Here is a 25,172-nt window from a genome sequence, read left to right on the forward strand (position 1 = left end):
ATGTTTGCTTTGGTTGATGCCAACTCTTTTTATTGCAGTGCAGAAACGGTTTTTAGACCAGATTTAAGAGATAAGCCTATCATCGTTCTCTCTAATAATGATGGGTGCATTGTTGCTGCCAATCGTAGGGCTAAAGATCTTGGAATCCCCAAATTTTCACCTTACTTCAAAATCAAAACTGAATGTGAAGTAAAAGGTGTGATTGCGTTTAGCTCTAACTATGAATTGTATTCAGATCTGAGTGCAAAAATGATGAATGTTATTGGTCGTTTTGCTCCTGAACAATTTGTTTATTCGATTGACGAAAGTTTCCTCTCATTTCACAGAACATTTCCAGCAATTCCATGTTTAAAGACTCATGGTGAGAGTTTACGAAAGGCGGTTTGGAAAGAAACTCGACTGGCTGTTTGTGTTGGTTTTGGCTCAACATTAACGCTTTCAAAAATGGCGAATCATTTGGCTAAAAAGAATCGTGGTTTAGATGGTGTATGTGTTTTAGATGACCAGACAAAAACATTGGAACTGTTAAAAGCTGTTGATGTTGGTGATGTCTGGGGAATTGGTCGTAAATTATCAAAGCGAATGCAGTTCATGGGTATCAACACGGCTTATGATTTGGCTGTATATCCAATTGGTCTGTTAAAGAAAGAGTTTAATGTTGAAGTAGAACGAACAGCACGAGAACTGAACGGTCAAATTTGTAAATCATGGGATTTGGTTAAAGCAAATAAACAACAGATCTTTTCAACTAGATCTGTTGGTGAGCGAATTACTGATAAAGATAGTTTAAAACAAGCACTGGTTAGACATGCAGGAATTGCTTCAAAAAAACTCAGAGAACAAAACTCGTTAACAAAACATATGTTCTGTTTTGCTGCGTCATCACCATTTGACGAAAAGCCTGTGTCTTTAAAAACAACACATAGATTTAGTTATCCAACATCAGACATTACTCATCTATCTCAAATAGCATCTAAAGCAGCAGATGAACTTTTTAAAGAAGGAGTTCGATTCTACAAAATTGGAGTAGGGCTGTTAGATTTGTCTGATGGAACTATGCAGCAATTAGATTTGCTCAATGAAAGTCCTTCAAATGACAAACTCAACAAGATTTTTGATGGTTTAAATCGAAAGTATGGAACTGATTGTTTGTTTATGGCTGGACAGGGAATTAAGCAGGAATGGAGCATGAAAAGGCAATTGCTTTCAAAGCAATACACGACCAAATGGTCTGATATTCCAAAAATTAAATGCTAAACCAATTTATGGATTTTAAAGGGAAGTGAAACCGCTTCCCTTTTTTAGTTAATCGATTCCGCAATATGCTGATGTTTTAGGGACAACGAACCTGTCAGCACCAACTTTTTTTGTTTCTTTGATTAGCCCTAATTTAAGAAATATTTGCTTATGCTGTAATTCTTCCAAGGTTACGTATTGAATTCTTTGGTTAGGCTTTAGCTGCATTAACAGGGTCATGGCATTGAAAAGAACTTTGTTTTTTGTCAGTCGGCTCATCAATTCAGGTTCGATTGCAATGTATTGTCTTGGCTCTGCCTTGTCCAAAGCTTTACGTGCCAGCACTGGTAAAGAATCTCTATATGAAGTTTTTTTTGTCACTCTTACACACTCCTAAAAGGAGAGTATATTCCTGATCTTGATGGCGTTGGTCAACATACCGAAGATGAAATGTCTTGTAGCCTTTGTATAGCTTAAATCGGCTTAAAAAAACGGTACATTCTTGGTTATAAAAAAGCCACTCAATTGAGTGGCTGATTGAATCTACTGTATCGCTTCCTGAGTAGGTTCTACGTATGCTTTTGTGTCGTATAGTGGAACAGTTGAAAGACTGTGCTTAAAGCTTCCCTCCGTCTCTTTGGTCGTGTAAGACAAGTAGAGTAGGGTTTGATTCTCAGCATCAAAAATTCTACGAACTTTCATTGTTTTGAAGAAGATACTTTTCGACTTCTTAAACACTACTTCACCTGATTTACTCTTATCAATGTCAGCGATCATTTCTGGCGTAATTTCACCAACCTGACGACAAGAGATTGAACTGTCTGATGGATCTGCAAAGCTAAAGTTATCTTCGATTGAAGCAATATGACAAACGACAGATGGGATTTTTTCGTCTTTAAGATTCCCGATTTTTATATCTTTTAATGTAAATGCTCCCAAGCTAACATCACCAACTTCATTGTCAGAGCAGCCAGAAATCAGGGCAGCGAATAACCCAGCCAATAAGATTTTCTTCATTTGTAAACGCCTGTAATCAAGAGTGTTTTCAGATTGTAGCACAAAGCATGGTTAAAATTTGTTTAGAGTGTATAATGGTTGTGTAATGGTTTATGCATCCTTCATTGTGAAGAAACCTAGTGAGACGTCGCCAACCTCGTTGTCCGAACAGCCAGCTAACATTGTGACGATACCTGCTGCTATTAAGGCTTTTTTCATAAGAAGTCCTTTTTATTTATATAGTTCTGTTTACTATAAGGATATTGAAAGCTTGAATACGAGTGTAGAGCTTTTCGCTAAGTTCTTAAAGGATGTTGTTAGATAATGAAAAATATGAAGCATTTAAAGTACTTGTTGGCCTTGGTCATGCTCTGTATGCTCTCTGCTTGTAGCTCGGCACCTCAGTCGACCGTATGTCTTCCAAATAATTGCGATATTTGGGGATACTAACCGTAGGTACTAAAAGAATGAATAACGAAATACCTGAAATTGCACACAAGAAAAACCAATGGCTATTTAGTCAGCTCGATATTGCTTATCCCGCAAAAGAGAGTCTCCTCGGCCGTGAACTTTATCAAAGCAAACTTCCATCCAAGACGTACCAACTCCTAGCACAAGATCAAACTCCTTCCCAAATTGATGAACTGCATAAAGTCGATTTCCATAAATTGACCGTGCTATTTTCACTTAACCAAGCAAGCGTTTACCAAGATGAAACGGAAAGGGCACACATGCTTGAGTTCCTGAGCCAAATTATGCTTTCTGACGATCATGTCTTATATATTGGTACTCAAAATGGTGAGGTTGTGGCGAGCGCAATCGTCACAGAAGCGGATGGTTCCTTATTGATCTCGGATGTCGTTGCTGGAAATGGTCAAAGCATCAACAACTTTGCTAAGCAGTTATACGATTTTTGGGCACAAGATCATGCTTCTTGCGATAAAGTGTGGATCGAGAACTAAAGATTCTTTGACAAAGCGTTAATCTAAGTACAATACCCCGTCTTATTTAAAGGGTATTGTATGTACAAGCTATTGATATCAATCGCTGTATTGTGTGTTAGCGCTTATTCTTCACTCAGCGTTGCTAACGACTGGGATATAAAGCGCATCCTAGTTTTACACTCATACGAACCTTCTTACCAATGGACTGCTGACTTCCAAAAAGGGATAGACAGTGCGTTCAACCAATCTCAAACCGAAGTTAAACTCTCAATCGAGTATTTGGATTCAAAACGTGTCCACACCCCGGAATATTACGACTCTCTCGCGAACTACTTACGTGCGAAATATGCAGGTTATAAATTTGATGGCGTAATTGTGACGGACGATAACGCGGCCAATTTCCTTGAATCTCTGCCTAATTTGATTGATCGCTCTACACCTGTCGTTGCAGTCGGCATTAATGATTTCAGCACCGACATGTACGCGGTGTCTGACCGAGCAACCGTACTTTATGAGAACGATCAGATAAACGTTAATATTAAGCTGATCTCCAAATTAAGACCTAATCTAAAGAATCTCTATTTTGTAAATGATTACAGTGTCACGTCTGAGCTGATTCACAAAGAAATGACCAGAATGATGGCTGAGTTCCCAAATATCAATCTCGTAGAAATTCGCGCCTTGTCGCTGGAGCATACAGGCCAGTTTTTGGAAGGGATCTCTGCGGACGATGCGGTATTGCTCAGTCATTACAACACCGAGTTGAAGCAAGGGGTTTACCACACTTACCAAGGGATTGCGGATACGTTGTCAAAAGCGAGTGCTGCTCCGGTGTTTGCTTTATGGCAGTTCTATATTTCGGGTGATGTACTCGGTGGCTACGTTAATCACTCACAAAGCATGGCTGAAGAGGCTGTCGTTGCATTAGATAAATATCTTCCTCTTGGTTTTACGGCACCGTTAATTCCCGGAGATAACAAACGTTTTGTATTCAATTATCCTGCAATGAAGCGATACGGGATTAGTGCAAACGCGTTACCTGACGAAGCGGTGTTCATTAATGAGCCTTCGTCCTTTATTCGCAAAAACTTCCAGTTGTTATTGGGGCTGTCGATGGTGTTTGTGGGTTTAAGCCTGATCATTTTGATGCAATTCGTCACTCTGCGCCAAAAGAAAGAGTTGGCGAATAAGAACAAACGAATCTTAAAGCTTCAAAAACAGACTTTGAATATCCAAAAGGATATGATTCATGTTCTTGGAGAAGCAATTGAAACCCGCTCTGGCGAAACAGGTAATCACGTTAAGCGTGTAGCCAAGTTGTCTGCACTGCTTGCGAAGTATCGTGGTTTGAGCCATCGTGAGGTCGAGATGATTGAGATCATCAGCCCAATGCACGATGTGGGTAAGATTTCAGTCCCTGAATCAATCTTGGATAAACCTGGGAAATTAACCGACCAAGAGTGGGAGGTGGTGAAGCTTCATACTACGGCTGGCTATAACTTACTGAAGAGCGGAGCGGGTGATATTACCAACCTCGCAGCAATCATTGCTAACGAACATCACGAGCGTTGGGATGGTGCTGGATACCCGAATGGCAAAGTGGGGGATGAAATACACCTGTTTGCTCGTATCACCGCCGTAGCCGATGTATTTGATGCCCTGCTTAGTGCACGTTGCTACAAAGAACCGTGGCCGTTAGAGATGGTGGTCGATTTGTTCGAGCGAGAGTGTGGCTACCAGTTTGATCCTCAGCTAACTAAATTGCTACTGAAACACTTACCCGAGTTTGTCGCTATCCGAGATTCGTATCCCGATACTGGAACTATAGAATATGCGTCTTCACCTTCGATTGAAGCTAAGGTATTAGAAGAGTCGGTTGTTAGCTAACCGTTGCTTTATCTGAGTAGCCTATAAGTCTTATTTTTTATCTATTCATCGCGATCCGGCTAGGAAGTGGTGATTATATTTTCCCCTGAAATTGAGTCGCTTATGCAAACCTCGCAGTATTTGATTTCGTAGGATCTGGGTTAATTTGATGAGAACTGTTGCTTATGCCGAGCGATAAAGTGATCAACTCCATATTTCGCGAAGAGAAATAAGCCTGTATCCGCAAACTGTTACCTCAATCATCTCGCCTATTGAAAGAACACTATAGGATAAAACTTGGATTCAAACTAAGTGAGATACCTATGCGGTTAGAACAGACTAAATGTGTGATTTTCGATTGTGACGGGACACTTATCGATAGTGAAAAGCTGTGCTGCCAAGCTTTGGTGAACGTTTTCAGTGGCTTTGGAGCGGAGCTAAACGTCAACGACTGCTATGCGCACTTTCAAGGCGGGAAGCTAGCCGACATCTTAATGGATACACAAGAACGTCTTGGGTTATCTATCTCGATTGATACACTTGAACCGTTATATCGCACTGAATTAGAAGCACTGTTCCAGCGTCATTTAAAACCGATGGACGGCGCTATCGAACTTATTGAATTTCTCAAACAACAAGACATCGAGTTTTGTATTGCTTCCAATGCACCGAAATCTAGAGTTGAATCTTCATTGGCGATGACAGGCATGCTAGACGACTTCAAAGGCAAAGTGTTCTCAGCTTTTGATGCTAATAGTTGGAAGCCAGAGCCTGATTTAATCATGTACACAGCCATGAACATGGGCTTTCTACCGAATGAGTGCATCTACGTGGATGATACGTTGAAAGGGATTGAGGCTGGTGTTCGCGCGGGTATCCAATCGTTTCGATTACGCCCGAGTATTGATGAAGCAATCGTAGATCCCGAAGCCGACTCAACAGAACTCGCGGCTCAGGATATCTACAGTTTAGAAGAAATTTCAGTGTGGATTAATGGCAAGCACTGCTCAAATGGTGGTATATCGAATTCTGCAGCTTTGGTGGGGTAGAGCTTAGTTGAAGGCTGACTACCTTACTAAATTGTTTGGTATGGAAACCGCAAGATGCACAAGTAAACTTCTCTCCACTTTCTGAAAGCAGATACTCGTCGTGTTGGCATAAAGGGCATGTAATGTCGTCGGTGTTTGGTGTTTCTGTTTTATTCATTATGTGTCACCTGCAGCAAGAGGGTAAGCGAAAAAAGACCCGTTCAATTAGATTACTCCTAAGCTCGAATATTAGACAGTTCTGACACTTCTTAATCTCTCCTTTGCGACTTGCTTCATGGTAATTGATAATGTCATCGTTATTGACCATGCCCCTTGTAATGTTATTAAACAAAAGCCAAAAAAAAGGACCCATTACGAGTCCTCATTAGTTTGTTTTCAATTCGCGCCGCTAGTTCGTCAGTTGAGCCTTAAGTACGGTAGCGTGCCAACGTCTGAGATAGAGAAACCGACGCTTCTGTTAGTCTAGATACACCATTTGAAGAGTTTTGAGCGACGTCTTTAATCACATCGGATTGGCTGCGAATATCGTTAAGTTCTGCTGCAATCGTATTGGCAACGTTACTTTGCTCGTCTGCCGATGTTGCAATTTGAATACTCATGTCCATTAGTGCTTGAGCTGAATCTGCAATCGAGTTTACGTCGTGACCAATGTTTGAAATCAACTGGCTACTGGTTTGTGCTTGGTCAACCGTCTGTTCGGTGATCTTCGCGATATTTTGGCTCTCTTGCTGTAAGCGTTCAATCATCGCTTGGATTTCTACTGTAGCCGACTGAGTGCGGCTTGCCAGTGTTCTTACTTCATCTGCAACAACAGCGAAACCACGGCCTTGTTCGCCCGCACGAGCCGCTTCAATCGCAGCATTCAAAGCAAGTAAGTTAGTTTGCTCTGAAATGGCATTGATCGTCGTGATGACCTCGTTAATTTGGCTCGTATTCACATTCAAGCTAGTAACAGAAGATGAGGTTTGCTCAATCAAAGAAGAAAGGGTGGTGATTTCTGAGATCGCTTGTTGAACTTTCGCGTGGCTATCGTTGATTTGCTGCGCGTCTTGCTCGGTTTGTTCCGTTGAGCGTGCAGAGATGTTAGAGACTTCATTTGCCGAAGCTGTCATCTGATCCATTGCTGTCGCTACAGAGTCTAGAGAGGCATTTTGGCTCATGATTTGTGTTTCGCTGCGCTTCATCTCTGTTTCGAAAGAAGCCGACGTTTCACTTAGCGTTGCTGCACTGTGGTTTACGTTGTTGACTAACTCACTAAGCGTGTCCATTGAACGGTCAAGCGCACAACCAATTGTGCCGAACTCATCACGGCCAGGGTGGAAGCCAAGGCGTGATGTTAAGTCACCATCACCAATCTTTTGAGTCGTTGAGTAAAGAACCCAAAGTGCGCCACCTAGGAAAGTCGCAACCCAGTAACAAAAAAGACCAAAAGGCACACACCACAAGAAGCTCAGTAATAAAGTGTACAGTGCTTGCTGCTTTTGATTCTTTATATCGTTAGTTGAAACGGTAAGTGAGTAGTAGTTGCCATCTTGTGCGAGTGCTGTGGCAGTCACCGAACCATTGTTTGAAATAGTGGTTTGTTGAGCGCGAGTTTGCTGGCTAACAGAGCGAACAGAAGCAGGGGAATCTGATGCTGATAAAATGCCTTGCAGTTGATACTCGACCTGCTGTTTTGCCGTTACGTCAATGTGTTCCATTTTGTTGACGTAGTTCAGTCCAGCTAGGCTTGCCAGAGCGGCAAAAAAGATTAAGAAAATGACCCAAAACTTGTCGTTGATCGACATCTTGATAAACAGCTTGTCTATCGTTCGAAATTGTACTTCTTTCATAAAAACTCCACGGTAAATCCTTTACCGTGGACTCTAAATAACCGACCTCAATAAAAATGTGACTTCAATCGACTAATTGTGAAAATTAATGATAGTGACATGTCATTTATGAGATCTGAATCAAGTAAATTAGTTCTGTATAGGTTTATTAGCCTAAAGAAGGCAATAACCCTACTGAAATAAGAACTTGAATAGCAATGATAAATACGCCAACGCTACCTGCTAAAAACAACGCTTTGCTACCGCCTAACACTTGGTAACTGGCATCTGAAGATTGTGGTTTGACAGAGAAATCAGTGTAACGAACTTTATATACCATCACTGTAGGTAACAGAATCGCGAGCACTGAAAGTGCAATGGCTGCGTAGCCTAAAGCCATGATGAAGCCTTGTGGGTAAAATAAGGCAAAACCCAGTGGCGGTAAGAAGGTAATAGCAGCTGTCTTAACACGTTTTGCGTTACCTAGTTTCTTGCTCAGTGAGTCGCCCATGAATTCAAATAAGCCCAAGCTCACACCAATAAAAGATGTCAGCAGTGCAAGGTCCGCAAACACACCGACGATCACGCTTAGGTTGGATTGATGAACCGTTTGCGATAGCGAGACTAATAGCGCGCCTAAGCTTGTGTCAGACAACAACTGCTCTTGGCTAATCACGCCCAAAGTAACACTTTGCCAGAAAACGTAGATAACCAGAGGCAGTGCAGAGCCAATAATCATTACTTTACGTAAAGAGCGGACGTCACCATCTAGGTATCGAACAATTGATGGGATGCTGCCGTGGAAACCAAAAGAGGTAAACACAACCGGAATCGCGGCAACAATCAGGCCTTGCTGTAAAGGCATACTCATTAAGTATTGAGAGGTAATGTTTGGAGCTAGGAAGCTGAGTACCAACACCATTGCGATAAGCTTTAAGCCAAATAAAACGCGGTTAACTTTATCAACACTGTGTGTACCAATCGTCACAACGCCGGCAACTAATAGGGTAAATAGAAGCGTGGTGATTTGAGCATTGAGTTCGATACCCGCGATATCCGAAATTCGTTGGTTAAATTGCGCACCGCCGCCAGCTATGTATGCCGCACACAGAGCGTAGAATAGAAACATTACCGCGAAGCTCGCAATCCACTTTCCTTTTGTCCCTAAAATGGTATGAGCTAACGTGTGTAGGGTCGCGTCAGATTCTGCGAATTGGTGAAGCTCTACCATTAATAGCGCCGTAAAGGCCATTAACGCCCATAAACCCAGCATCAAAAAAAGTGAAGTTGAAAAGCCAATACCTGCAGAAGCAAGTGGGAGAGCGAGCATGCCAGCACCAATGGTTGTGCCTGCAATGATCAAAGTACTACCAAAAACCTTTGATTTATTCATTGTATATAATTCTTTACGTTAGGGTGTGTTTTCATTGTAATTCTTCTAGCTTAAGCGCATAAACCCAAAGAATATCTCGATTTTGAAGTATTCTGATTGAGTTTAATTCCAAATGCAATTCTTATTGTAATTAAAAATATCCACTGTAAACTAATATTTACATGAAGGGGCATATCAGCATTCAAATGAGCAAAGCAAACGTTTGACCATGATCGGCTTCAAAATTTATAGAGTAATTTGTTGTACTTGGTGTAAGGTGGCAGTACATATGTCGTTCGCGTATACCCCTTTAGCGTAAAAAAGCGTTAATGATCGCGAGTAGCTTTAAGCTATGAATATGGAATGGGTAGAGTAGAGTGCGTTCATCAAAGTGACATAATATAAGTCCAAGATGGTGCACTAGTTAATCGGACAACATGTCCACACCAAGGAATAGAGGGGGCACTATGAGTGACCAATCTTATAATGACGAAAGTCTAGAGTTGTTAGATGCTATGGAAATTGGTATTGATTTGTCTGACTATGAACAGACAGTGAAACAGTTAGCAGAAGAGCTTTTTAAGTCGTCGAACTAAGCTTTTAAGATCTTTAATTCAGTTTCAACTGAAACGTTTTAAAGCTAAAAGTTTTCTTAGCTGAAAGCTTCTCAAAGCAAACAATTCTAAACTGAGCAAATCTCATTCGCTCACACGTCATACCAAAACTATCCTCATTAAAGTTCGCGAAGATAAACGAGTACGTTTACCATGTTACTTAGTTCTCGATACTTTAATGAGGTTCAATGAACTTTCTCGCACACCTTCACATCGCCAAGCACTGTAACAGTAACTTAGCAGGTAACCTGTTAGGTGATTTTGTTAAAGGCGACCCTAATAAACACTATTCTGATTCCCTTTCTGACGGCATTAGGCTTCATCGATTTGTTGATAGCTATACTGATCATCATGATGTATCTCGTTCTGCAAAATCACTTTTCTCAGACCAAACACGACGCTTTGCGCCTATCGCACTCGATGTATTTTGGGATCACTGCTTAGCCAATCATTGGGCTCAGTTTTCACAGCAGACATTAGAGCGTTTTTGTTTCGATAGCCATGAGCAGATCTTTGAACATCAAGAACCACACTGGCCAGAAAGTTTCGTTATGGTTCATCAGAAAATGGCTGAGCATCGATGGTTAGAGAGCTATCAAGACATGTCTTCTATAGAGGTGGTATTGCAGCGAATGGCGTTGAGAAGGCCCAAGCTCGGTATGCTCGAGGCGTGTTACGATGACCTCGAACGTCACTACGACACGTTGCAGTGTCACTTTAACGAGCTTTACCCCAACGTTTTAGAAGAAGCGAAGCAGTTTAATGCGCTCCAAATGAAGAAAAATCAAAAGGAAAGGTAAACAGCGTAATGCAGGTTTGCTACAATCCGCGCCTATTTAATCTTTGAGCATCATACTATGTCTGAATCTACAAAATCTTTTAACCAACTAGGATTATCTGAGCATCTTCTTGCCACGCTATCAGAGCTTAATTTTACGGCTCCTACCAGTGTTCAAGAACAAGCGATTCCATTGGTATTAGAAGGCAAAGATGTACTTGCTGGTGCTCAAACGGGTACAGGTAAAACGGCCGCGTTTGGTTTACCGATTATTCAAAGATTAATCGAGACGAAAGACAACGTTATTCCGAGCCCTAAGCTCGTTCGTGCGCTTGTATTAGTACCAACTCGTGAATTGGCACAACAGGTTTTCGATAACTTAACGAGCTACGCTAAGGGAACCGACATTAAAGTCGTGGTGGCTTACGGCGGCGTTAGCATGAAGGTGCAAACTGATAACTTACGCGGTGGCGCAGATATTCTTGTCGCGACGCCTGGTCGTCTTATTGATCACATGTTCACTAGAAACATCATGTTGAGCCAAACGGAAGTACTGGTACTGGATGAAGCTGACCGTATGTTAGATATGGGCTTCATGCCTGACATCAAGCGTATTCTTTCTCGCATGAACGAAGTGCGTCAAACCCTGTTCTTCTCTGCAACGTTTGATAACAAAATCAAAGCGATTGCACACCGTATGATGCAAAAGCCAAGTGAAATTCAAGTTACGCCAAAAAACAGCACCGCTGAAACCGTAACACAGATGGTTTACCCGGTAGATAAGTCGCGTAAAAGTGAATTATTGGCGTATTTGATTGGCTCAAAAAACTGGCAACAAGTGTTGGTGTTCACAAAGACTAAGCAGGGCACTGATGCTCTCGTTAAAGAGCTTAAGTTAGACGGTATTAAAGCGGCATCAATCAATGGCGATAAGAGCCAGGGTGCGCGTCAAAAAGCACTGGACGATTTCAAGTCAGGCAAAGTTCGTGCGTTGATCGCAACCGACGTGGCAGCTCGTGGTATTGATATCCAGCAGCTTGAACAAGTTGTGAACTATGACATGCCATTCAAAGCCGAAGATTACGTTCACCGTATCGGACGAACTGGTCGTGCGGGCAACAGTGGTTTAGCGATCTCTTTGATGAGTCAGGACGAAGCTTACCTACTGGGTGATATTGAGCGATTACTTGATACGCGCTTGCCTCAAGAGTGGCTAGAGGGCTTTGAACCAAGCTTAGAAAAAGATCTAGCGCCCGATCGTGGTGGTCGCAGTAAGAGCCGTTCATCAGAAAAACGTAAGATGAAAGCGAAGCTTAAGATTCACCAAAACCGCGGAAAAGCACGTCGCTAACAAGCTAGAAAAAGCTCCAGTTTAAAGATCTATACATATAAAAATGCGCCGTTACAGTTAGTTCTGTAACGGCGCGTTTTTGTTTCAAGTAAATCAAATTACGACCAAGGAAGATAAAAACATTGGATTAATGATGTTCTTGATTGCACTTCCATACACAGGGCACTTCGTAAATCAGCTCTTCAATCGAGGTTGGATTTAGAACCCACTCTTCAGCAATATTGAACTTGCTCACCATCTGCGTGTTGAAAAGCTGCCAATGCTTAAGTAGGGCATCTTCGGGTGAGGTGACCATATCACCTTCATTCCAAGTGCTCTCCATAAAGGGAGTGAGACATACTGCTCCGTGCGCATACATGATCATTTGCCACTTAATCTCATAAATGTTGATCAAGCTCTCTGGATTCGCATCGTTATATTGTTCAGCTAACATGTTGATTTCTTTTTCAACATCGCCAACATTGTCGATAAAGTAATCGACCAAGTTATCTTTTTGGCGAACAGAGTCAGTGATAAGTTGCATCGGTTTTCGTGAGTGAATCATGTTGCTAAAGAGCCGCATACTAAATAAATAGATAGTAATGTTTGGTGCGACGTCTTTTGGTAACTCTTCCATAATCTTAGCAATATAAGACTGAAAATAGGCGTGTAAACAATCGCTTATCGCATGCCAGATTTTTTCTTTGCTGCCAAAGTGATGGCGAATAAGGCTATGTGATACGCCTGCCTTTTCACTGATGTTACGAAGCGAAACGCTATCATAACCCTGCTCACAAAACATATCCGCAGCAACACCCATGATCAAAAATCTAGTCTCTTCAGCGTCTTTTGCGCTTCTTCTACCTTGTTTCTTTTCGGTCATCTTCATTTCACATAATTACCTGATTACCACATTCTACACTGTTTTTACTGAAATAAAAAATACTGCACAAGTGGAAAGTAAAGCTTGAGAATTATTTAATATTAAATATACTGCCCACCTGTGTAATAAATCATAATAATTAAATGGAGAGACATCATGCAGTCCAATTTGTCTATCAATGCCGTATCGAGCAAGCGCATGGGAGCTGTTATTGCAGCACTATTGCTCGCAGGCTCTCTAACCGGATGTGACAAAGTTCAGTCAGAGGAAAATGAGCAGGTAATCAAGCCAGTCAAGTTGTTCGAAATCCCGCAACAGACTGATATTGATCTTGATAGCTTCATTGCAAAGGTTGATGCAACCGACCGTGCGGCACTTTCTTTCCAAGTGGGTGGCGATATAGAAACCTTCGATGTTCGTATGGGACAAGAAGTGAAGAAAGGTCAGGTGTTAGCCGTATTAGACGCGAGGGATTACCGTATTGCCGTTGATGCTGCCCAAGCTAAATTTGATCTCGCGAACAGCCAATACAAACAAGCTTCTGAGTTGTATGCGAAAAAATTGGTCAGTACCGATTACTACGACCAAGCAGTAAACACTTTTACTGCCGCTGAAGTTGAGTTGGACCAAGCAAAAACAAACCTTGGCTACACTACCTTAGTTGCTCCATTCGATGGCGTGGTATCGATGGTGTTTGGAAAGCAATATCAATTGATCGCAGAAAAGCAGCCTGTACTGAATATCTTGAATCACAGTGAAATGGATGTGACGTTTTCCATTCCAGTATCAAAGCTTGAAGACCGTTCGATTCAAGACCTAATGAGCTCAAACATGTGGGTTGTGATGGATAGCCACCGCGGCATTCGTATCCCGACTCGCTTCAAAGAAATCTCAACGCAACCAGATGAAGACACCAACAGCTACCAAGCGGTTGTGTCTATCGAAAAGCCAGAAGGCATCAATCTACTTTCTGGTATGACAGCGCAAGTTGAAGTTCAGAAGAGTAAATCTGACTACGGCATTGGTATTGTGGATTCAGCTTGGTTAAACAAAGACGCAGGCCATGGTCAATTATGGCGCTATAACCCTGACTCTCAACTGATTTCTAAAGTACAAGTCCTTCTTGATGAGCAAGGCAAGGTTATCGAAGGATTGTCGTCTGGTGACCTTATCGTTGAAGCTGGTGTGGATGTGTTATCAGACGGACAACAAGTAAAAGCTTGGCTTCGTGAGGGCGGTATTTAATGAACCTTTCAAAATTATCAGTTATTGTCGCGTCGGCTCTGTTACTTCAAGCCTGTAACAATGAAGCTATACACCGTGAACAACCGCCTCTGTTGGTTTCTACCTTTGAAGTTGGCGCGCCGCTGACTAATCAGTTCAGAAGTTTTAATGGGCAGGTGATGCCAGCTGAATTGACTCCCTTGGCATTTAAGCTAGCAGGCGAGATTCAACAAGTACTAGTCGAAGCGGGCGATAACGTCGAAAAAGGGCAGTTATTAGCCACCTTAGATAATGCAACGTACGTCCAAGATCTGACTGATGCTCAATCTCAATTCAAACTGGCGAGCAAACAGTTGGCCCGCGGTACTGAGATGTTTGGCAGCGAAATGTTATCGCAATCAGAACACGACCAACTGACGGCTAACTACAAGCTCGCATCGGCGAATTTGGCGGCTGCAAAACGCAAGCTAAGTTACACAGAACTTTTAGCGCCATTCTCAGGAACAGTTTCAACTGTCGATAAGCAACGATTCGAAAACACGACACCGGGCGAAACGCTTCTTAGCTTGTATCAGAACGATAAGGTCTACGTACGAATCCAAGTCTCCGATTCGATCTTAGCGTCGATAAGCCCTGACATGCGTTCAAATAGCTATCGTCCTGAGGCGAACTTTGGCGGTCACACAGGCCAATATCCACTGACGTATCTAGAACACACCAGTGAACTGCACCCACAATCACGTACCTACGAATTTTGGATGCAGATGCAACAGCCTGAAAGTGAAATTCTGCCGGGCACGAGCGTTACGGTCAATGTGGATATGGCGAAAGCGGGCCTGAGCGATGTTCAAGGCTACCAGTTACCAATGACAACGCTAGAAGCGGGCTCTGAAGCGAATCAATTCTATGTGTGGAAAATGGACGACGGACAAGCATTCAAAAGCGAAGTAGAAGTCGACAAGATCAGTGGCCAAGGCGCATTAATCGCTCATGGCGTTGAGCAAGGTGATCGACTCGTAAACTCGAACCTAAGAAAACTCCGTGACGGAATCCAATTGTCAGGAAAAGCAGAATGAACATCGCAGAATATTCAATAAAAAACAAAGTAATCAGCTGGCTGTTTCTAGTCATTTTGGCCATTGGCGGTGTATCGTCTTTTGGCAACCTATCCCGTTTAGAAGACCCAGCTTTTACCATTAAAGATGCAATGATTATTTCAACTTACCCTGGCGCAACGTCAATGGAAGTTGAAGAGGAGTTGACGTATCCACTTGAAAAAGAGATACGACAGCTCCCTTACATCGATAAGATCACATCGACCTCATCGAATGGTATGTCTCAAATTATGGTCAGCATGAAGATGGACTACGGTCCGGACGAGCTACCACAAATCTGGGATGAAATGCGTCGTAAGATCAACGACCTACAGCCAATGCTGCCGAGTGGTGTTAACTCTGTTCAGATCATCGATGATTTTGGTGATGTGTTTGGCGTGATGATCATGCTGACGGGTGATGGTTACGATTACGTCGAGCTCAAACAGTATGCTGATTATCTCACACGTGAAATCGAACTGGTTGAAGGCGTAGGCAAGGTAAGTATCGCAGGCGACCAACAAGAGCAATTGTTCGTTGAGATGTCACTTGAGCGTTTAGCGGCGTTAAATCTAGACATGTCGACGGTGACAGCATTGCTCGCACAGCAAAACAGTGTGGTATCGGCTGGCGAGGTAATGCTCAATGGTCAAAGCCTAACCATCAAACCTAACGGCACCCTGAGCACGGTTGAAGAGTTAGAAAACTTAATCATTCATGGTCGCGATACGGGTAACCTAATTCGCTTGAAAGATGTCGCTGAGGTCACTCGCGGAATCCAAGAAAAACCAGGGAATGTATTAACTTACAACGGCAAACCAGCGATCAACCTAGGCATTGCATTCTCATCGGGCGTAAACGTGGTGGAAATCGGTAATGCGCTTGATGCAGAACTTGATCGCTTAGAAAGTATTAAGCCAGCCGGTGTTGAGTTGAATTACTTCTACAACCAAGCACAAGAAGTGGACAAGTCCGTTGCTGATTTCTTGATCAGCCTAGTGGAAGCGGTAGCAATTGTTATCATCGTACTTCTGTTCGCGATGGGCTTACGCAGTGGTTTGATCATCGGTTTAGTACTGCTACTGACTGTGTTCGGTACGTTCATCTTGATGGATTACAACGATGTTGAACTGCACCGTATCTCGCTCGGTGCTTTGATCATCGCGCTAGGTATGCTGGTGGATAACGCGATTGTTGTCGTTGAAGGTATTTTGGTTGGCTTGAAGAAAGGCAAAACCAAGCTTCAAGCAGCGAAAGACATCGTCAAGCAAACACAATGGCCACTGTTAGGTGCGACCATTATCGCTATCACGGCGTTTGCACCGATTGGTTTGTCGAAAGATGCGACAGGCGAGTTCATGGGTTCGCTGTTCTGGGTACTGTGTTTCTCACTGTTTTTGAGTTGGGTAACAGCACTAACACTAACGCCATTCCTTGCCGAGATGTTGCTTAAAGAAGAAGACAAGGTTGATGAGAACGAAGACCCATACAAAGGCATCCTTTTTGTTGTATTCGGTGCGTGTCTGAAAGTAGCACTTCGATTTAGATGGCTTACCGTAGTCATTATGGTCGCGCTATTAGCAGTTTCTGTGGTCGGTTTTGGTATGGTGAAGCAGCAGTTCTTCCCGCCATCAAACACGCCAATGTTCTATGTAGACATGTGGATGCCGGAAGGCACTGATGTTCGTGAAACGATCAAGCAGACAGAAAAAGTTGAAAGCTACATTCGCCAGCAAGACGATGTTGAGTTTGTGACAACAACGGTTGGACAGGGCATGCAACGTTTTGCGCTGACATATCAACCCGAGAAAAGTTACGAAGCGTACAGTCAACTGCAGGTACGAACGACTGACCGAGACACCATGTTTAAAGTCCTAGAAGGGCTAGACAAGGACTTGGCCAATAAATTTGAACAACCGACGTTCCAATTTAAACTGATTGAGTTTGGTCCGTCGCCAGCTTCAAAAATCGAAGCTCGTATTAGCGGTGCAGACCCGCAGATCCTTCGAAGCATCGCTGTTGAGGTAGAAGATATTCTGTTGGCGGACCCTGGCTCTCGAAATGTACGTCATGACTGGCGCGAACGCACCAAAGAGCTCGTGCCACTGTTTAACGAATCAAAGGCACGTCGCCTTGGTATTTCAAAGACGGATCTGTCCGAGACGTTACAAATGGCGTTTGGTGGTTACAACATCGGCTTACTGCGTGATGGTACGCACATGTTACCTATCGTGGCTCGCTTGCCTGAAGAAGAGCGTTTTGACTTTGAATCACTAAACAATGTGAAGATCTGGAGCCCATCGCTGCAAACCTACATTCCTGTAGAACAAGTGATTGATGGGGTTGAGCTTCAATGGTCTGAACCACTGATTCAACGTCGTGACAGAAAGCGTACGTTAACGGTTCTGGCTGATCACGATGTGTTGGGTGATGAAACACCAGCTAGCTTGTTTGCTCGAGTAAAACCAAAGGTTGAAGCACTCGATTTACCAGCAGGTTATAACATTAGTTGGGGCGGTGAGTACGAGAGTTCTAAAGATGCACAAGAATCTCTATTTGGTTCACTGCCAATGGGTTATTTGTTGATGTTTATCATCACTATGCTTCTGTTTAACTCGGTTCGTAAGCCACTTGTGATTTGGTTTACGGTGCCACTTTCTATCATTGGTGTTTCGATTGGTCTGTTAGGTACTAATATGCCATTTAGCTTCACTGCGTTCTTAGGCCTATTGAGTCTAAGTGGCATGATTTTGAAGAACGGTATCGTACTGCTTGACCAAATCAACAGTGAGCTACAAACAGGTAAAGACCCATATTTAGCGGTTGTCGACAGTGCGATCAGCCGTGTGCGACCGGTATCTATGGCAGCACTAACAACTATCTTGGGCATGATTCCCTTGGTATTCGATGCATTTTTCGGCTCGATGGCGATTACCATCATGGCAGGCTTAGGCTTTGCTACCGTACTAACGCTAATAGTAGTACCAGTGATGTTCGCTATTCTATATAGAATCAAACCGTCCACTGCGGGTTATTAGGGAATGATATAAAACAGATTCTTTTAAGCCAGCCCAGTCAAATTCGACTGGGCTTTTTTATACGTATTGTCCCGTCCTGAAATGTGTTGACACGTGAGAGCGGCAAGAGGGTACGAATAGGCAAGCATTAAAAAAGCCGCTACTCAATGGTCAAGCGGCGTTGAGAAGGATAGGGCGATTCTAGATTGCTAGGCGTATGTCTAATTCAATCGGCTTTGGCATGGCTAAGTGATAGCCTTGATACATATTGAAGCCTAAGCTCTGCATCGCTTGGAGTTGTTGTTGGGTTTCTATGCCTTCAATCACTGTCTTTGCGCCAATTTGGTTTGCAAGATCAAGCACTAGCTCCATTTCTCGAGTGTCGCCTTGTTCAAAGTCCAACATAACCGAGCGGTCTATCTTGATGATATGAGGGTTAATGTGGCGAACGCGCTGTTCGGTTGATGCTTGTGTTCCAAAATCATCGACCGCTATTTGAAAGCCATTATCCGCAAGCGAAAGGGCGGCATCTTTCAAACGCTCTTCACTTTCTGCATTAAGCTCTACCAACTCCATCACTATCTGTTCACATGAAAGATTAAGCTCGTGAAGGCGTTTAGCTAACAAGCTCTCGCTGACCTTCTCTGCAGCAAACAACTCACCAACGTTTGGAAGAACGTTCAAAAATAGGTGTAAATGACGGATTGTCGATTGTGCGAAGTTACGGATATGAATCGCTCGACTCAGCCTCTCGACATTGATTTTGTCTGTGCTTGAGGTTTCGTCGGAATGGAAGAAGTGATCAGGACGAACAATATCACCTTTGTTATTTGAAATGCGCACCAAAGCCTCGACACCTATTTGAGTCATAGAAGAGTCGAATATAGGTTGATAGACGCTGCTAAGCGTCAGGTCTTGGTATTTCGCAATAAACTGCATATCAGCATCTACGGATATACAGCTAATAAATTCACTTCTGTCTGATAAAATCATAGTCGCTAGTAAAGAGGGGTTATTCAATGGCGGACTTACATGTCTCGGCTGTCACAATATTGACAGGTGTAAGTAAATTGTCAATTAATAAAAACTCATTTGTAGAGCCAATATTTAAATAAATATAATTAACGAAAAAACAGCATGATAGTTGATATTAGTCATTAAAATTACTTATCATTCACCATTAATAATGACTATTGTGAATTTAACTTCTGAGTAATCTATCTCATATCTACGCCAATCAATATAAGCTTTCAAAGCAAATACACCAGTTAAAAGTAGGGACAAAGCTCCAGGTTATGGGGGAATGTCAAAGTCGCAATATTAACAAGTAACTCCGTTTGCATATAAATGATATCTACTTCTCAAAATATGAATGATGATCTGATAAGTTATTATTTTATCGAAGATAAACTTTGATTGATTATTAGGCAGGGCTTGAGTTTGGTTTTATAAATATTGGGATAGAGGTCTAACAATGTACTTTCAAAACTGATTGAAAAAGTTGACCCGTATTCTTACTGCCATTGAAGTACCGCATAAAGTTGCAGGTACTTACGAACCAGTTGTTGATTTCCTGACCGTTTTAAAGGGTGTCCAAATTTAATAAAGCAAGGGCTGATTTTAAAGTTGTTATTTAACTCAGTGGCGAATTGAGAATCACTCTCTCTTAGAGTGATACCTTGTTGGCTATATTCCGTGATCTCGTCTGGGAGCTCGCCCATCCACCAATGCAGTAATTCACCGCTGTTTTTACTTCGGCTAATCCAATGGTCTGAGACAATGATCAAAACGTCATTGGGTTGAATGGAAAATCCATACTCTTGTTGCCAATTATGGATGTCTAACATCAACTTTCTACGACAGGTTTTCCCGGCACTCACCATATGATGACTGATCATCCAAACGGTACCGATTTCGGAAGATATTCGGAAGTGTCGAGGCGTTTCGCCAGAGGAAAGCATTTCAAGTGGGCTGATGTTGCTTGCATGATTAAAGCTAACGAAGGTGTGCTCCATTCGGCGGGCAAATGCCTTACCTATATGGTGCTCACTGATCCCTTGATTGTGTACAGTAGGGTAGTGGCGTTCACAGAGCTTTAGGCAATCGTCTTGAAATTGATTAACGCTTTTAATCACTAGATCTAATAACAATGAAGTCCCTTATACACAGCTACTATCTTATTGATGGGCAATAGTACGGTAATTGCGGTTCCGTTACCTATCGTCAAAGTGCGAGTTCTTGATCTCTCTATCAAAATTAACCATTGCTGAGTGATTTTATGGATAGCACTGGCGCTCTACAGGTCTGTATTCTAAATTATGAGGAATTCTAGCTAGTTACCTCGACTATAGTCTAGTCAGCAAATCACAATTGATCTACTTACTCTTTATTTGGAAACATTCATGACCATTCAATTAGATTCGAAACAAAAGTCTGAGCTTACTCATACGCTCCAAAAGTATCTGCAAGATGAACTTGATGTGGAGCTTGGTCAGTTCGACACGGAATTCTTGGTCGACTTCATCAGCAAAAAGTTTGGTGCTGTTTACTACAACAAAGGGATAGAAGACGCTCAGAAAGTGATGGAACGCAAAATGTTAGACATCTCAGATGAGCTCTACGAGATCGAGCAAATTGTTGAAATTTAACGTTTAGCCCAAACTTGTTCAAATAATTTGAATAACTCGTTTAATTTGCAATGATGTAACTATTGTAAAGCTTGGTAAATAATATGTTACACAAACTTAGTGTAGGGTACGCTTTTCAAAACTACACGACTCGTTAACATTCGGAAGAGATGCATGGACAACAACGTTAGAAATTACAACCCTTTAGCTAGAGCGATGCATTGGATTTCAGCACTCGCGATATTTGGTTTGTTTGGTGTAGGCCTGTGGATGGTTGATCTTTCATACTACAGCGAGTGGTACAAAACAGCACCAGACTACCACCGCTCGGTAGGCATTCTTTTGGCTGCTGTTACCGTTATCCGCTTGGTTTGGAAGTTAGTTACCGCGTCACCTAAAGTGGAAGGTAAAAGCTATGAAGTTGCAGCAGCGAAGTTCGCTCACGGCTTTATGTACATTAACTTAGCGGTTTTATTTATTTCAGGTTATTTGATTTCAACATCAGATGGTCGCGGGATCGACGTATTCAATTGGTTCACTGTACCAAGTATGGGCGAGCTGTTTGCAAACCAATCTGATCTCGCAGGAACGATTCACTACTATGCTGCATGGGTACTGATCATCATGGCATCAGTGCACGCCTTAGCGGCGATAAAACACCACGTTATCGACAAAGACGATACGCTACGAAAAATGATAGGAGCTTCAAAATGAAAAAGTCAATTATCGCTACAGGATTAGCATTTGCAATGGCAATGCCTTTCGCTGCGAACGCCGCTGATTACGTGATTGATACAAAAGGTGCGCATGCTTCAGTTAACTTTAAAGTTAGCCACCTAGGTTACAGCTTTATCCAAGGTCGTTTTAACACATTCTCAGGTGACTTCTCATTTGATGAAAGCAACGTTGAAGCGTCTACAGTAAACGTAACGGTTGATACTACAAGCCTTGATTCAAACCACGCAGAACGTGATAAGCATATCCGTAGCGGTGATTTCATCGATGCTGGTAAGTTCTCTGATGCGACATTCAACAGCACAAAAGTGGTTGATAAAGGTGACGGCAAACTTGAAGTTATGGGTGATCTGAAACTTCACGGTGTAACTAAGCCTATCGTTATCGAAGCTGAATTCATCGGTGCTGGTCAAGACCCATGGGGCGGTGAGCGTGCAGGTTTCGTTGGTACAACTCGTCTAGAGCTTGCTGACTTCAACATTCCAGTAATGGGCGCTTCAAGCTATGTAGATATGGATCTACACGTTGAAGGCGTAAAGAAGTAATCTAGCTTTCTAGCTTTCTAGCTTTCTAGCTCTCTGACAGGTATCAACATTTTTTAGAGACATCATCGATACTAAATAGGTCAACAGTTAGAAATAGAGAAAGGCGCAAAGTTTTCACTTTGCGCCTTTTTTATTGAGATAAATGGCAACGTGTTTAGGTCTGTTTTGTGTCAAACCGTTTAGTACGTTAAAAGCCACCATTTACCTCTAGCCAGTCAACGTTGCCATGACTGAGTTATCTAGTTGAACTACTAATCCCTAATAGTTCGACTTAAGATTAGTTAAGCCGTTTCTAGTTCAGCTTGAGGAACCACGTTTAGTCGGTCACCGTAGATTGGACGCAGTGCTTGCATCACTTCAATGCGAGTCAAAACACCCACCATCACGCCATTTTCTAACACTGGAAGCATATGTGGTTGGCTTACTTTCATCGCTTTTGCACGCTCTTCTAGAGAAAGAGATGTCAGGCGAGTAGCGAAGCCCATGCTTGTAGTCGGGTACAGTTGCTCTTTGTCGATGCATAGGAACTCAGCAACGTCTACTAGCTTGTCGTTTGCATCGATTGCCACAACATCACGGCTCATTAGGTCTACGACTTTTTGGCCTTTAGTTGGGATGTAATCTTGGCACCAAAGGTCAACCATTACGTCATGAACCGAGAAGACACCCACTAGACGGCCTTCAACATCGCAAACAGGAGCGCTAACAAGTTGCGCGTCTAAAAGTGAATCAATCGCGACTGATGTTGGCATTTCTACGCTCAGTGTAATTGGTTGAGTGTTCATGATTTGCTTGATAGTAGTTGCTGTGTTCATAGTAATTTCCTTAACTGACGTAATTTCTGTTGTTTGTGTAATAGCGGTAATTTTTGCTGCTTTAAGTTGTGGGCGACGGTAGATACTCCAGTTGGCTAAGCCGACCAATACTGAACCACCTACGATGTTGCCGATTGTCACTGGTATTAAATTTGCTGTGACAAATTGCATGACGTTTAAGTCTGCGTACTGCGCTGGTGTTGCACCGATTTGCATCCAGAAGCTTTCCGGGGCGAATGTTTGAATCGTGATGCCTAGAGGAACCATGAACATATTCGCCACACAGTGTTCAAAGCCTGAGCTTACGAACATTGCAACGGGTAACACGGTCATCATTGCTTTGGTCATTGCGTTAGCAGAGCTGAACGTTAACCAAATCGCTAAACACACCAACAAGTTACAAAGCACACCCAAAGCAAACGCTTGAACAGGGCTGTGGTGTAGCTTGTGTTGAGCAATGTTTAGAGCGTTTAAGCCCCATTGCCCGCCATCCAGTTGATATAAGCCTGCTGCGCTTACCAAAGCCAATAGGAACATGGCACCGATAAAGTTGCCGACATACACCTTGCCCCAGATAGACAGCATCTTCGTAAAGGTGATTTGCTTGTTAGCCCATGAGATGCTTGATAACACTGAGCTGGTAAATAGCTCACCACCGCAAATCACAATCAAGATCAAACCCATACTGAAGGCAAGACCGCCGGCTAAGCGACTTAATCCCCATCCAGCATCAGCGCTGCCCGTGGTTACCGTGATGTAGAATAGAAAAGCAAGCCCGATGAATGCGCCAGCCATGATTGCCAAACTCAATGTCATGCTGCTGGTTTTATTTGCTTTACTTAATGCAAACTTCTCTGCTTCCGCCATCATTTCTGTTGGTGAGAACAGTTGATGATTTTCAGAAGTGCTGGTTGCCATATCCCCCCCTTGAACAATCCGTCATGTGTAATTCCTAGTGTTAATGACTTGGTTAATCAGTAATGTTTTGCAGGGCTCGTTGTGTCCTGCCATTTCAGATTAGGGCGTTGAGGGGTAGAGGTAAAATTGATAATTTTTAGAAACCACATCAAATTTATTGATATAGATTTGGTTAAGCGTAGAATGAAATTGATTGCTCATCGGCTTTATAAAAAACGAGCATCAGGACACAAATAATTAAAAGCATTAAGGATGAATTTTGCGTTATTCATTAAAGCAACTCGCGGTATTTGATGCAGTAGCAGACTCCGGGAGCGTTAGTCAGGCAGCAGACAAATTGGCGTTGACTCAGTCGGCGACAAGTATGTCTCTTGCACAGTTGGAAAAAATGCTCGGAAGACCTTTGTTTGAAAGGCAGGGCAAGCAAATGGCCCTGACTCATTGGGGCATGTGGTTAAGACCAAAAGCGAAGCGTTTACTGCAAGATGCGCAGCAAATTGAGATGGGTTTTTACGAGCAGCATTTGTTGAGTGGCGAACTCAAATTAGGTGCTAGCCAAACTCCAGCGGAACACCTCGTTCCGGATCTCATCAGTATTATTGATAACGACTTTCCTGAGATGCGAATCTCGCTTGGCGTGCAAAGTACCGACGCAGTCATTGATGGTGTATTAGATTATCAATATGACTTGGGTGTTATCGAAGGTCGTTGTGATGACAACCGAGTTCACCAAGAAGTGTGGTGTACTGACCATTTAACGGTGGTTGCATCGGCTCATCACCCGTTTGCGAAGCGTGAACGAGTCAGCTTGGCACAATTAGAACAAGCAAAGTGGGTATTACGCGAACATGGTTCGGGTACTCGCAAAGTTTTTGATAGCTCTATTCACCATTTAATTGGCGATCTCGATGTATGGCGAGAGTATGAACACGTTCCTGTTTTAAGAAGTTTGGTTGCAAACGGCCCATATTTAACGTGTTTACCTTATCTAGATGTCGAACAGTTTGTTGAGTCAGGTCAACTGGTGACGTTGAATGTTCCTGAGCTTGAAATGGAAAGAACCTTGTCCTTTATTTGGCGAGCTGACATGGCAGAGAACCCACTTGCTGAATGTATCAAGCGTGAAGGTAAGCGCATGATGAAAGGCAAGCCATCGGTTCTGTAAGGTAGATTTGATAAAATACTAATAACTAATTGTGTTGAATAAGCGATTTCGGTATCTATATGGTGATAAATTCATGTTCGCATACATTATTAATGTGATCGTGATCGGCTAAATAAGGGCTGTCTTCCCATAGTATGCTTACTTGATTTTAAG

General features: G+C 42.6%; 22 protein-coding genes and 1 pseudogene. 14 read left to right on the forward strand and 9 right to left on the reverse strand.

Translation table 11 applies throughout. The annotated features are described in order from the left end of the window. Window positions 1-1,257 carry a Y-family DNA polymerase gene (locus tag MSG35_RS13495; RefSeq protein WP_248384263.1) on the forward strand — a complete coding sequence of 419 codons (1,257 nt, stop codon included), beginning with the start codon at window positions 1-3 and terminating at the stop codon, window positions 1,255-1,257. 48 nt (window positions 1,258-1,305) lie between these two features. Here the strand turns inward: MSG35_RS13495 and MSG35_RS13500 are convergent, their stop codons facing one another. The 3 genes and pseudogenes from MSG35_RS13500 to MSG35_RS13510 all read right to left on the reverse strand — a co-directional run. Beyond that, window positions 1,306-1,617: a hypothetical protein gene (locus MSG35_RS13500; protein WP_248384264.1), complete on the reverse strand. Its 312-nt coding sequence runs from the start codon at window positions 1,615-1,617 to the stop codon at window positions 1,306-1,308. Between the two features lie 162 nt (window positions 1,618-1,779). After that, on the reverse strand, window positions 1,780-2,253 hold the full coding sequence (locus MSG35_RS13505) for a CreA family protein (protein WP_248384265.1): 474 nt from the start codon (window positions 2,251-2,253) through the stop codon (window positions 1,780-1,782). Between the two features lie 96 nt (window positions 2,254-2,349). Further along, window positions 2,350-2,451, reverse strand: a pseudogene (locus MSG35_RS13510) (lipoprotein); the annotation flags it as partial. Window positions 2,452-2,699: 248 nt separating this feature from the next. On the opposite strand from MSG35_RS13510, the gene MSG35_RS13515 reads away from it, so the two are divergent. The 3 genes from MSG35_RS13515 to MSG35_RS13525 all read left to right on the forward strand — a co-directional run bounded on the left by MSG35_RS13515 (window position 2,700) and on the right by MSG35_RS13525 (window position 6,091). After that, on the forward strand, window positions 2,700-3,194 hold the full coding sequence (locus MSG35_RS13515) for a hypothetical protein (RefSeq protein ID WP_248384266.1): 495 nt from the start codon (window positions 2,700-2,702) through the stop codon (window positions 3,192-3,194). 60 nt (window positions 3,195-3,254) lie between these two features. Further along, window positions 3,255-5,063, forward strand: a complete 1,809-nt coding sequence (locus MSG35_RS13520) for an HD domain-containing phosphohydrolase (RefSeq protein WP_248384267.1) — start codon at window positions 3,255-3,257, stop codon at window positions 5,061-5,063. Window positions 5,064-5,365: 302 nt separating this feature from the next. Continuing rightward, window positions 5,366-6,091 (forward strand): HAD-IA family hydrolase, encoded by a 726-nt coding sequence (locus MSG35_RS13525; protein WP_248384268.1) that lies wholly within the window; start codon window positions 5,366-5,368, stop codon window positions 6,089-6,091. A 407-nt stretch (window positions 6,092-6,498) separates the two neighbouring features. On the opposite strand, the gene MSG35_RS13530 is transcribed toward MSG35_RS13525, so the two are convergent. Beyond that, the gene (locus MSG35_RS13530) at window positions 6,499-7,923 is read right to left on the reverse strand and encodes a methyl-accepting chemotaxis protein (protein WP_248384270.1); all 1,425 of its coding nucleotides are present in this window, start codon (window positions 7,921-7,923) and stop codon (window positions 6,499-6,501) included. 148 nt (window positions 7,924-8,071) lie between these two features. Further along, window positions 8,072-9,295: an aromatic amino acid transport family protein gene (locus MSG35_RS13535; RefSeq protein WP_059018584.1), complete on the reverse strand. Its 1,224-nt coding sequence runs from the start codon at window positions 9,293-9,295 to the stop codon at window positions 8,072-8,074. Window positions 9,296-9,741: 446 nt separating this feature from the next. Between MSG35_RS13535 and MSG35_RS24045 the strand changes: the two genes are divergently transcribed. From MSG35_RS24045 to MSG35_RS13545, 3 genes are all read left to right on the forward strand, one after another. Next, window positions 9,742-9,870, forward strand: a complete 129-nt coding sequence (locus tag MSG35_RS24045; RefSeq protein WP_017059831.1) for a hypothetical protein — start codon at window positions 9,742-9,744, stop codon at window positions 9,868-9,870. A gap of 206 nt (window positions 9,871-10,076) precedes the next feature. Continuing rightward, window positions 10,077-10,688, forward strand: coding sequence for an ACP phosphodiesterase (locus MSG35_RS13540; protein ID WP_248384271.1), 612 nt, complete (start codon window positions 10,077-10,079; stop codon window positions 10,686-10,688). A 57-nt stretch (window positions 10,689-10,745) separates the two neighbouring features. Further along, window positions 10,746-12,017 (forward strand): DEAD/DEAH box helicase, encoded by a 1,272-nt coding sequence (locus tag MSG35_RS13545; RefSeq protein WP_248384272.1) that lies wholly within the window; start codon window positions 10,746-10,748, stop codon window positions 12,015-12,017. A gap of 127 nt (window positions 12,018-12,144) precedes the next feature. Here the strand turns inward: MSG35_RS13545 and MSG35_RS13550 are convergent, their stop codons facing one another. Then, on the reverse strand, window positions 12,145-12,885 hold the full coding sequence (locus tag MSG35_RS13550) for a TetR/AcrR family transcriptional regulator (protein ID WP_248384273.1): 741 nt from the start codon (window positions 12,883-12,885) through the stop codon (window positions 12,145-12,147). Between the two features lie 150 nt (window positions 12,886-13,035). Here MSG35_RS13550 and MSG35_RS13555 point away from each other — a divergent pair, with 150 nt between their 5' ends. The 3 genes from MSG35_RS13555 to MSG35_RS13565 are packed head-to-tail and all read left to right on the forward strand — an operon-like array spanning window position 13,036 to window position 18,235. Beyond that, window positions 13,036-14,124 (forward strand): efflux RND transporter periplasmic adaptor subunit, encoded by a 1,089-nt coding sequence (locus tag MSG35_RS13555; protein ID WP_248384274.1) that lies wholly within the window; start codon window positions 13,036-13,038, stop codon window positions 14,122-14,124. After that, complete coding sequence (locus tag MSG35_RS13560) at window positions 14,124-15,179, forward strand: efflux RND transporter periplasmic adaptor subunit (protein WP_248384276.1); 1,056 nt, start codon at window positions 14,124-14,126, stop codon at window positions 15,177-15,179. The genes MSG35_RS13555 and MSG35_RS13560 overlap by 1 nt, the downstream gene beginning before the upstream one ends. Continuing rightward, window positions 15,176-18,235: an efflux RND transporter permease subunit gene (locus MSG35_RS13565; RefSeq protein WP_248384277.1), complete on the forward strand. Its 3,060-nt coding sequence runs from the start codon at window positions 15,176-15,178 to the stop codon at window positions 18,233-18,235. The genes MSG35_RS13560 and MSG35_RS13565 overlap by 4 nt, the downstream gene beginning before the upstream one ends. Before the next feature lie 180 nt (window positions 18,236-18,415). On the opposite strand, the gene MSG35_RS13570 is transcribed toward MSG35_RS13565, so the two are convergent. Together MSG35_RS13570 and MSG35_RS13575 are read right to left on the reverse strand one after the other, a co-directional pair. After that, complete coding sequence (locus tag MSG35_RS13570; protein WP_248384279.1) at window positions 18,416-19,153, reverse strand: EAL domain-containing protein; 738 nt, start codon at window positions 19,151-19,153, stop codon at window positions 18,416-18,418. 575 nt (window positions 19,154-19,728) lie between these two features. After that, on the reverse strand, window positions 19,729-20,364 hold the full coding sequence (locus tag MSG35_RS13575) for a hypothetical protein (protein WP_061038302.1): 636 nt from the start codon (window positions 20,362-20,364) through the stop codon (window positions 19,729-19,731). Window positions 20,365-20,616: 252 nt separating this feature from the next. On the opposite strand from MSG35_RS13575, the gene MSG35_RS13580 reads away from it, so the two are divergent. The 3 genes from MSG35_RS13580 to MSG35_RS13590 all read left to right on the forward strand — a co-directional run bounded on the left by MSG35_RS13580 (window position 20,617) and on the right by MSG35_RS13590 (window position 22,121). Beyond that, window positions 20,617-20,862, forward strand: coding sequence for a DUF2164 domain-containing protein (locus MSG35_RS13580; RefSeq protein WP_017059821.1), 246 nt, complete (start codon window positions 20,617-20,619; stop codon window positions 20,860-20,862). Window positions 20,863-21,015: 153 nt separating this feature from the next. Then, on the forward strand, window positions 21,016-21,555 hold the full coding sequence (locus MSG35_RS13585) for a cytochrome b (RefSeq protein WP_248384280.1): 540 nt from the start codon (window positions 21,016-21,018) through the stop codon (window positions 21,553-21,555). Then, a complete protein-coding gene (locus MSG35_RS13590) occupies window positions 21,552-22,121 on the forward strand; it encodes a YceI family protein (protein WP_017059819.1) in 570 nt (189 codons plus the stop codon). Before MSG35_RS13585 ends, MSG35_RS13590 begins: the two co-directional genes overlap by 4 nt. 281 nt (window positions 22,122-22,402) lie before the next feature. Here the strand turns inward: MSG35_RS13590 and focA are convergent, their stop codons facing one another. Continuing rightward, window positions 22,403-23,854, reverse strand: a complete 1,452-nt coding sequence (gene focA, locus MSG35_RS13595; protein WP_248384282.1) for a formate transporter FocA — start codon at window positions 23,852-23,854, stop codon at window positions 22,403-22,405. A gap of 259 nt (window positions 23,855-24,113) precedes the next feature. Here focA and MSG35_RS13600 point away from each other — a divergent pair, with 259 nt between their 5' ends. After that, window positions 24,114-25,019, forward strand: coding sequence for a LysR substrate-binding domain-containing protein (locus MSG35_RS13600; RefSeq protein WP_048613690.1), 906 nt, complete (start codon window positions 24,114-24,116; stop codon window positions 25,017-25,019). Window positions 25,020-25,172 lie beyond the last annotated feature (153 nt).

Origin of the sequence: Vibrio sp. 1CM23M (assembly GCF_023161755.1) — a bacterium.
Taxonomy (GTDB): Bacteria; Pseudomonadota; Gammaproteobacteria; order Enterobacterales; family Vibrionaceae; genus Vibrio; species Vibrio coralliirubri.

What these genes read in the sequence shown, in the direction of transcription:
- MSG35_RS13495 (WP_248384263.1), top strand. Translation starts at nt 1, where the DNA reads ATGTTTGCTTTGGTTGATGCCAACTCTTTTTATTGCAGTGCAGAAACG.
- MSG35_RS13505 (WP_248384265.1), bottom strand. Translation starts at nt 2,253, where the DNA reads ATGAAGAAAATCTTATTGGCTGGGTTATTCGCTGCCCTGATTTCTGGC.
- MSG35_RS13515 (WP_248384266.1), top strand. Translation starts at nt 2,700, where the DNA reads ATGAATAACGAAATACCTGAAATTGCACACAAGAAAAACCAATGGCTA.
- MSG35_RS13520 (WP_248384267.1), top strand. Translation starts at nt 3,255, where the DNA reads ATGTACAAGCTATTGATATCAATCGCTGTATTGTGTGTTAGCGCTTAT.
- MSG35_RS13525 (WP_248384268.1), top strand. Translation starts at nt 5,366, where the DNA reads ATGCGGTTAGAACAGACTAAATGTGTGATTTTCGATTGTGACGGGACA.
- MSG35_RS13530 (WP_248384270.1), bottom strand. Translation starts at nt 7,923, where the DNA reads ATGAAAGAAGTACAATTTCGAACGATAGACAAGCTGTTTATCAAGATG.
- MSG35_RS13535 (WP_059018584.1), bottom strand. Translation starts at nt 9,295, where the DNA reads ATGAATAAATCAAAGGTTTTTGGTAGTACTTTGATCATTGCAGGCACA.
- MSG35_RS24045 (WP_017059831.1), top strand. Translation starts at nt 9,742, where the DNA reads ATGAGTGACCAATCTTATAATGACGAAAGTCTAGAGTTGTTAGATGCT.
- MSG35_RS13540 (WP_248384271.1), top strand. Translation starts at nt 10,077, where the DNA reads ATGAACTTTCTCGCACACCTTCACATCGCCAAGCACTGTAACAGTAAC.
- MSG35_RS13545 (WP_248384272.1), top strand. Translation starts at nt 10,746, where the DNA reads ATGTCTGAATCTACAAAATCTTTTAACCAACTAGGATTATCTGAGCAT.
- MSG35_RS13550 (WP_248384273.1), bottom strand. Translation starts at nt 12,885, where the DNA reads ATGAAGATGACCGAAAAGAAACAAGGTAGAAGAAGCGCAAAAGACGCT.
- MSG35_RS13555 (WP_248384274.1), top strand. Translation starts at nt 13,036, where the DNA reads ATGCAGTCCAATTTGTCTATCAATGCCGTATCGAGCAAGCGCATGGGA.
- MSG35_RS13560 (WP_248384276.1), top strand. Translation starts at nt 14,124, where the DNA reads ATGAACCTTTCAAAATTATCAGTTATTGTCGCGTCGGCTCTGTTACTT.
- MSG35_RS13565 (WP_248384277.1), top strand. Translation starts at nt 15,176, where the DNA reads ATGAACATCGCAGAATATTCAATAAAAAACAAAGTAATCAGCTGGCTG.
- MSG35_RS13570 (WP_248384279.1), bottom strand. Translation starts at nt 19,153, where the DNA reads ATGCAGTTTATTGCGAAATACCAAGACCTGACGCTTAGCAGCGTCTAT.
- MSG35_RS13580 (WP_017059821.1), top strand. Translation starts at nt 20,617, where the DNA reads ATGACCATTCAATTAGATTCGAAACAAAAGTCTGAGCTTACTCATACG.
- MSG35_RS13585 (WP_248384280.1), top strand. Translation starts at nt 21,016, where the DNA reads ATGGACAACAACGTTAGAAATTACAACCCTTTAGCTAGAGCGATGCAT.
- MSG35_RS13590 (WP_017059819.1), top strand. Translation starts at nt 21,552, where the DNA reads ATGAAAAAGTCAATTATCGCTACAGGATTAGCATTTGCAATGGCAATG.
- focA (WP_248384282.1), bottom strand. Translation starts at nt 23,854, where the DNA reads ATGGCAACCAGCACTTCTGAAAATCATCAACTGTTCTCACCAACAGAA.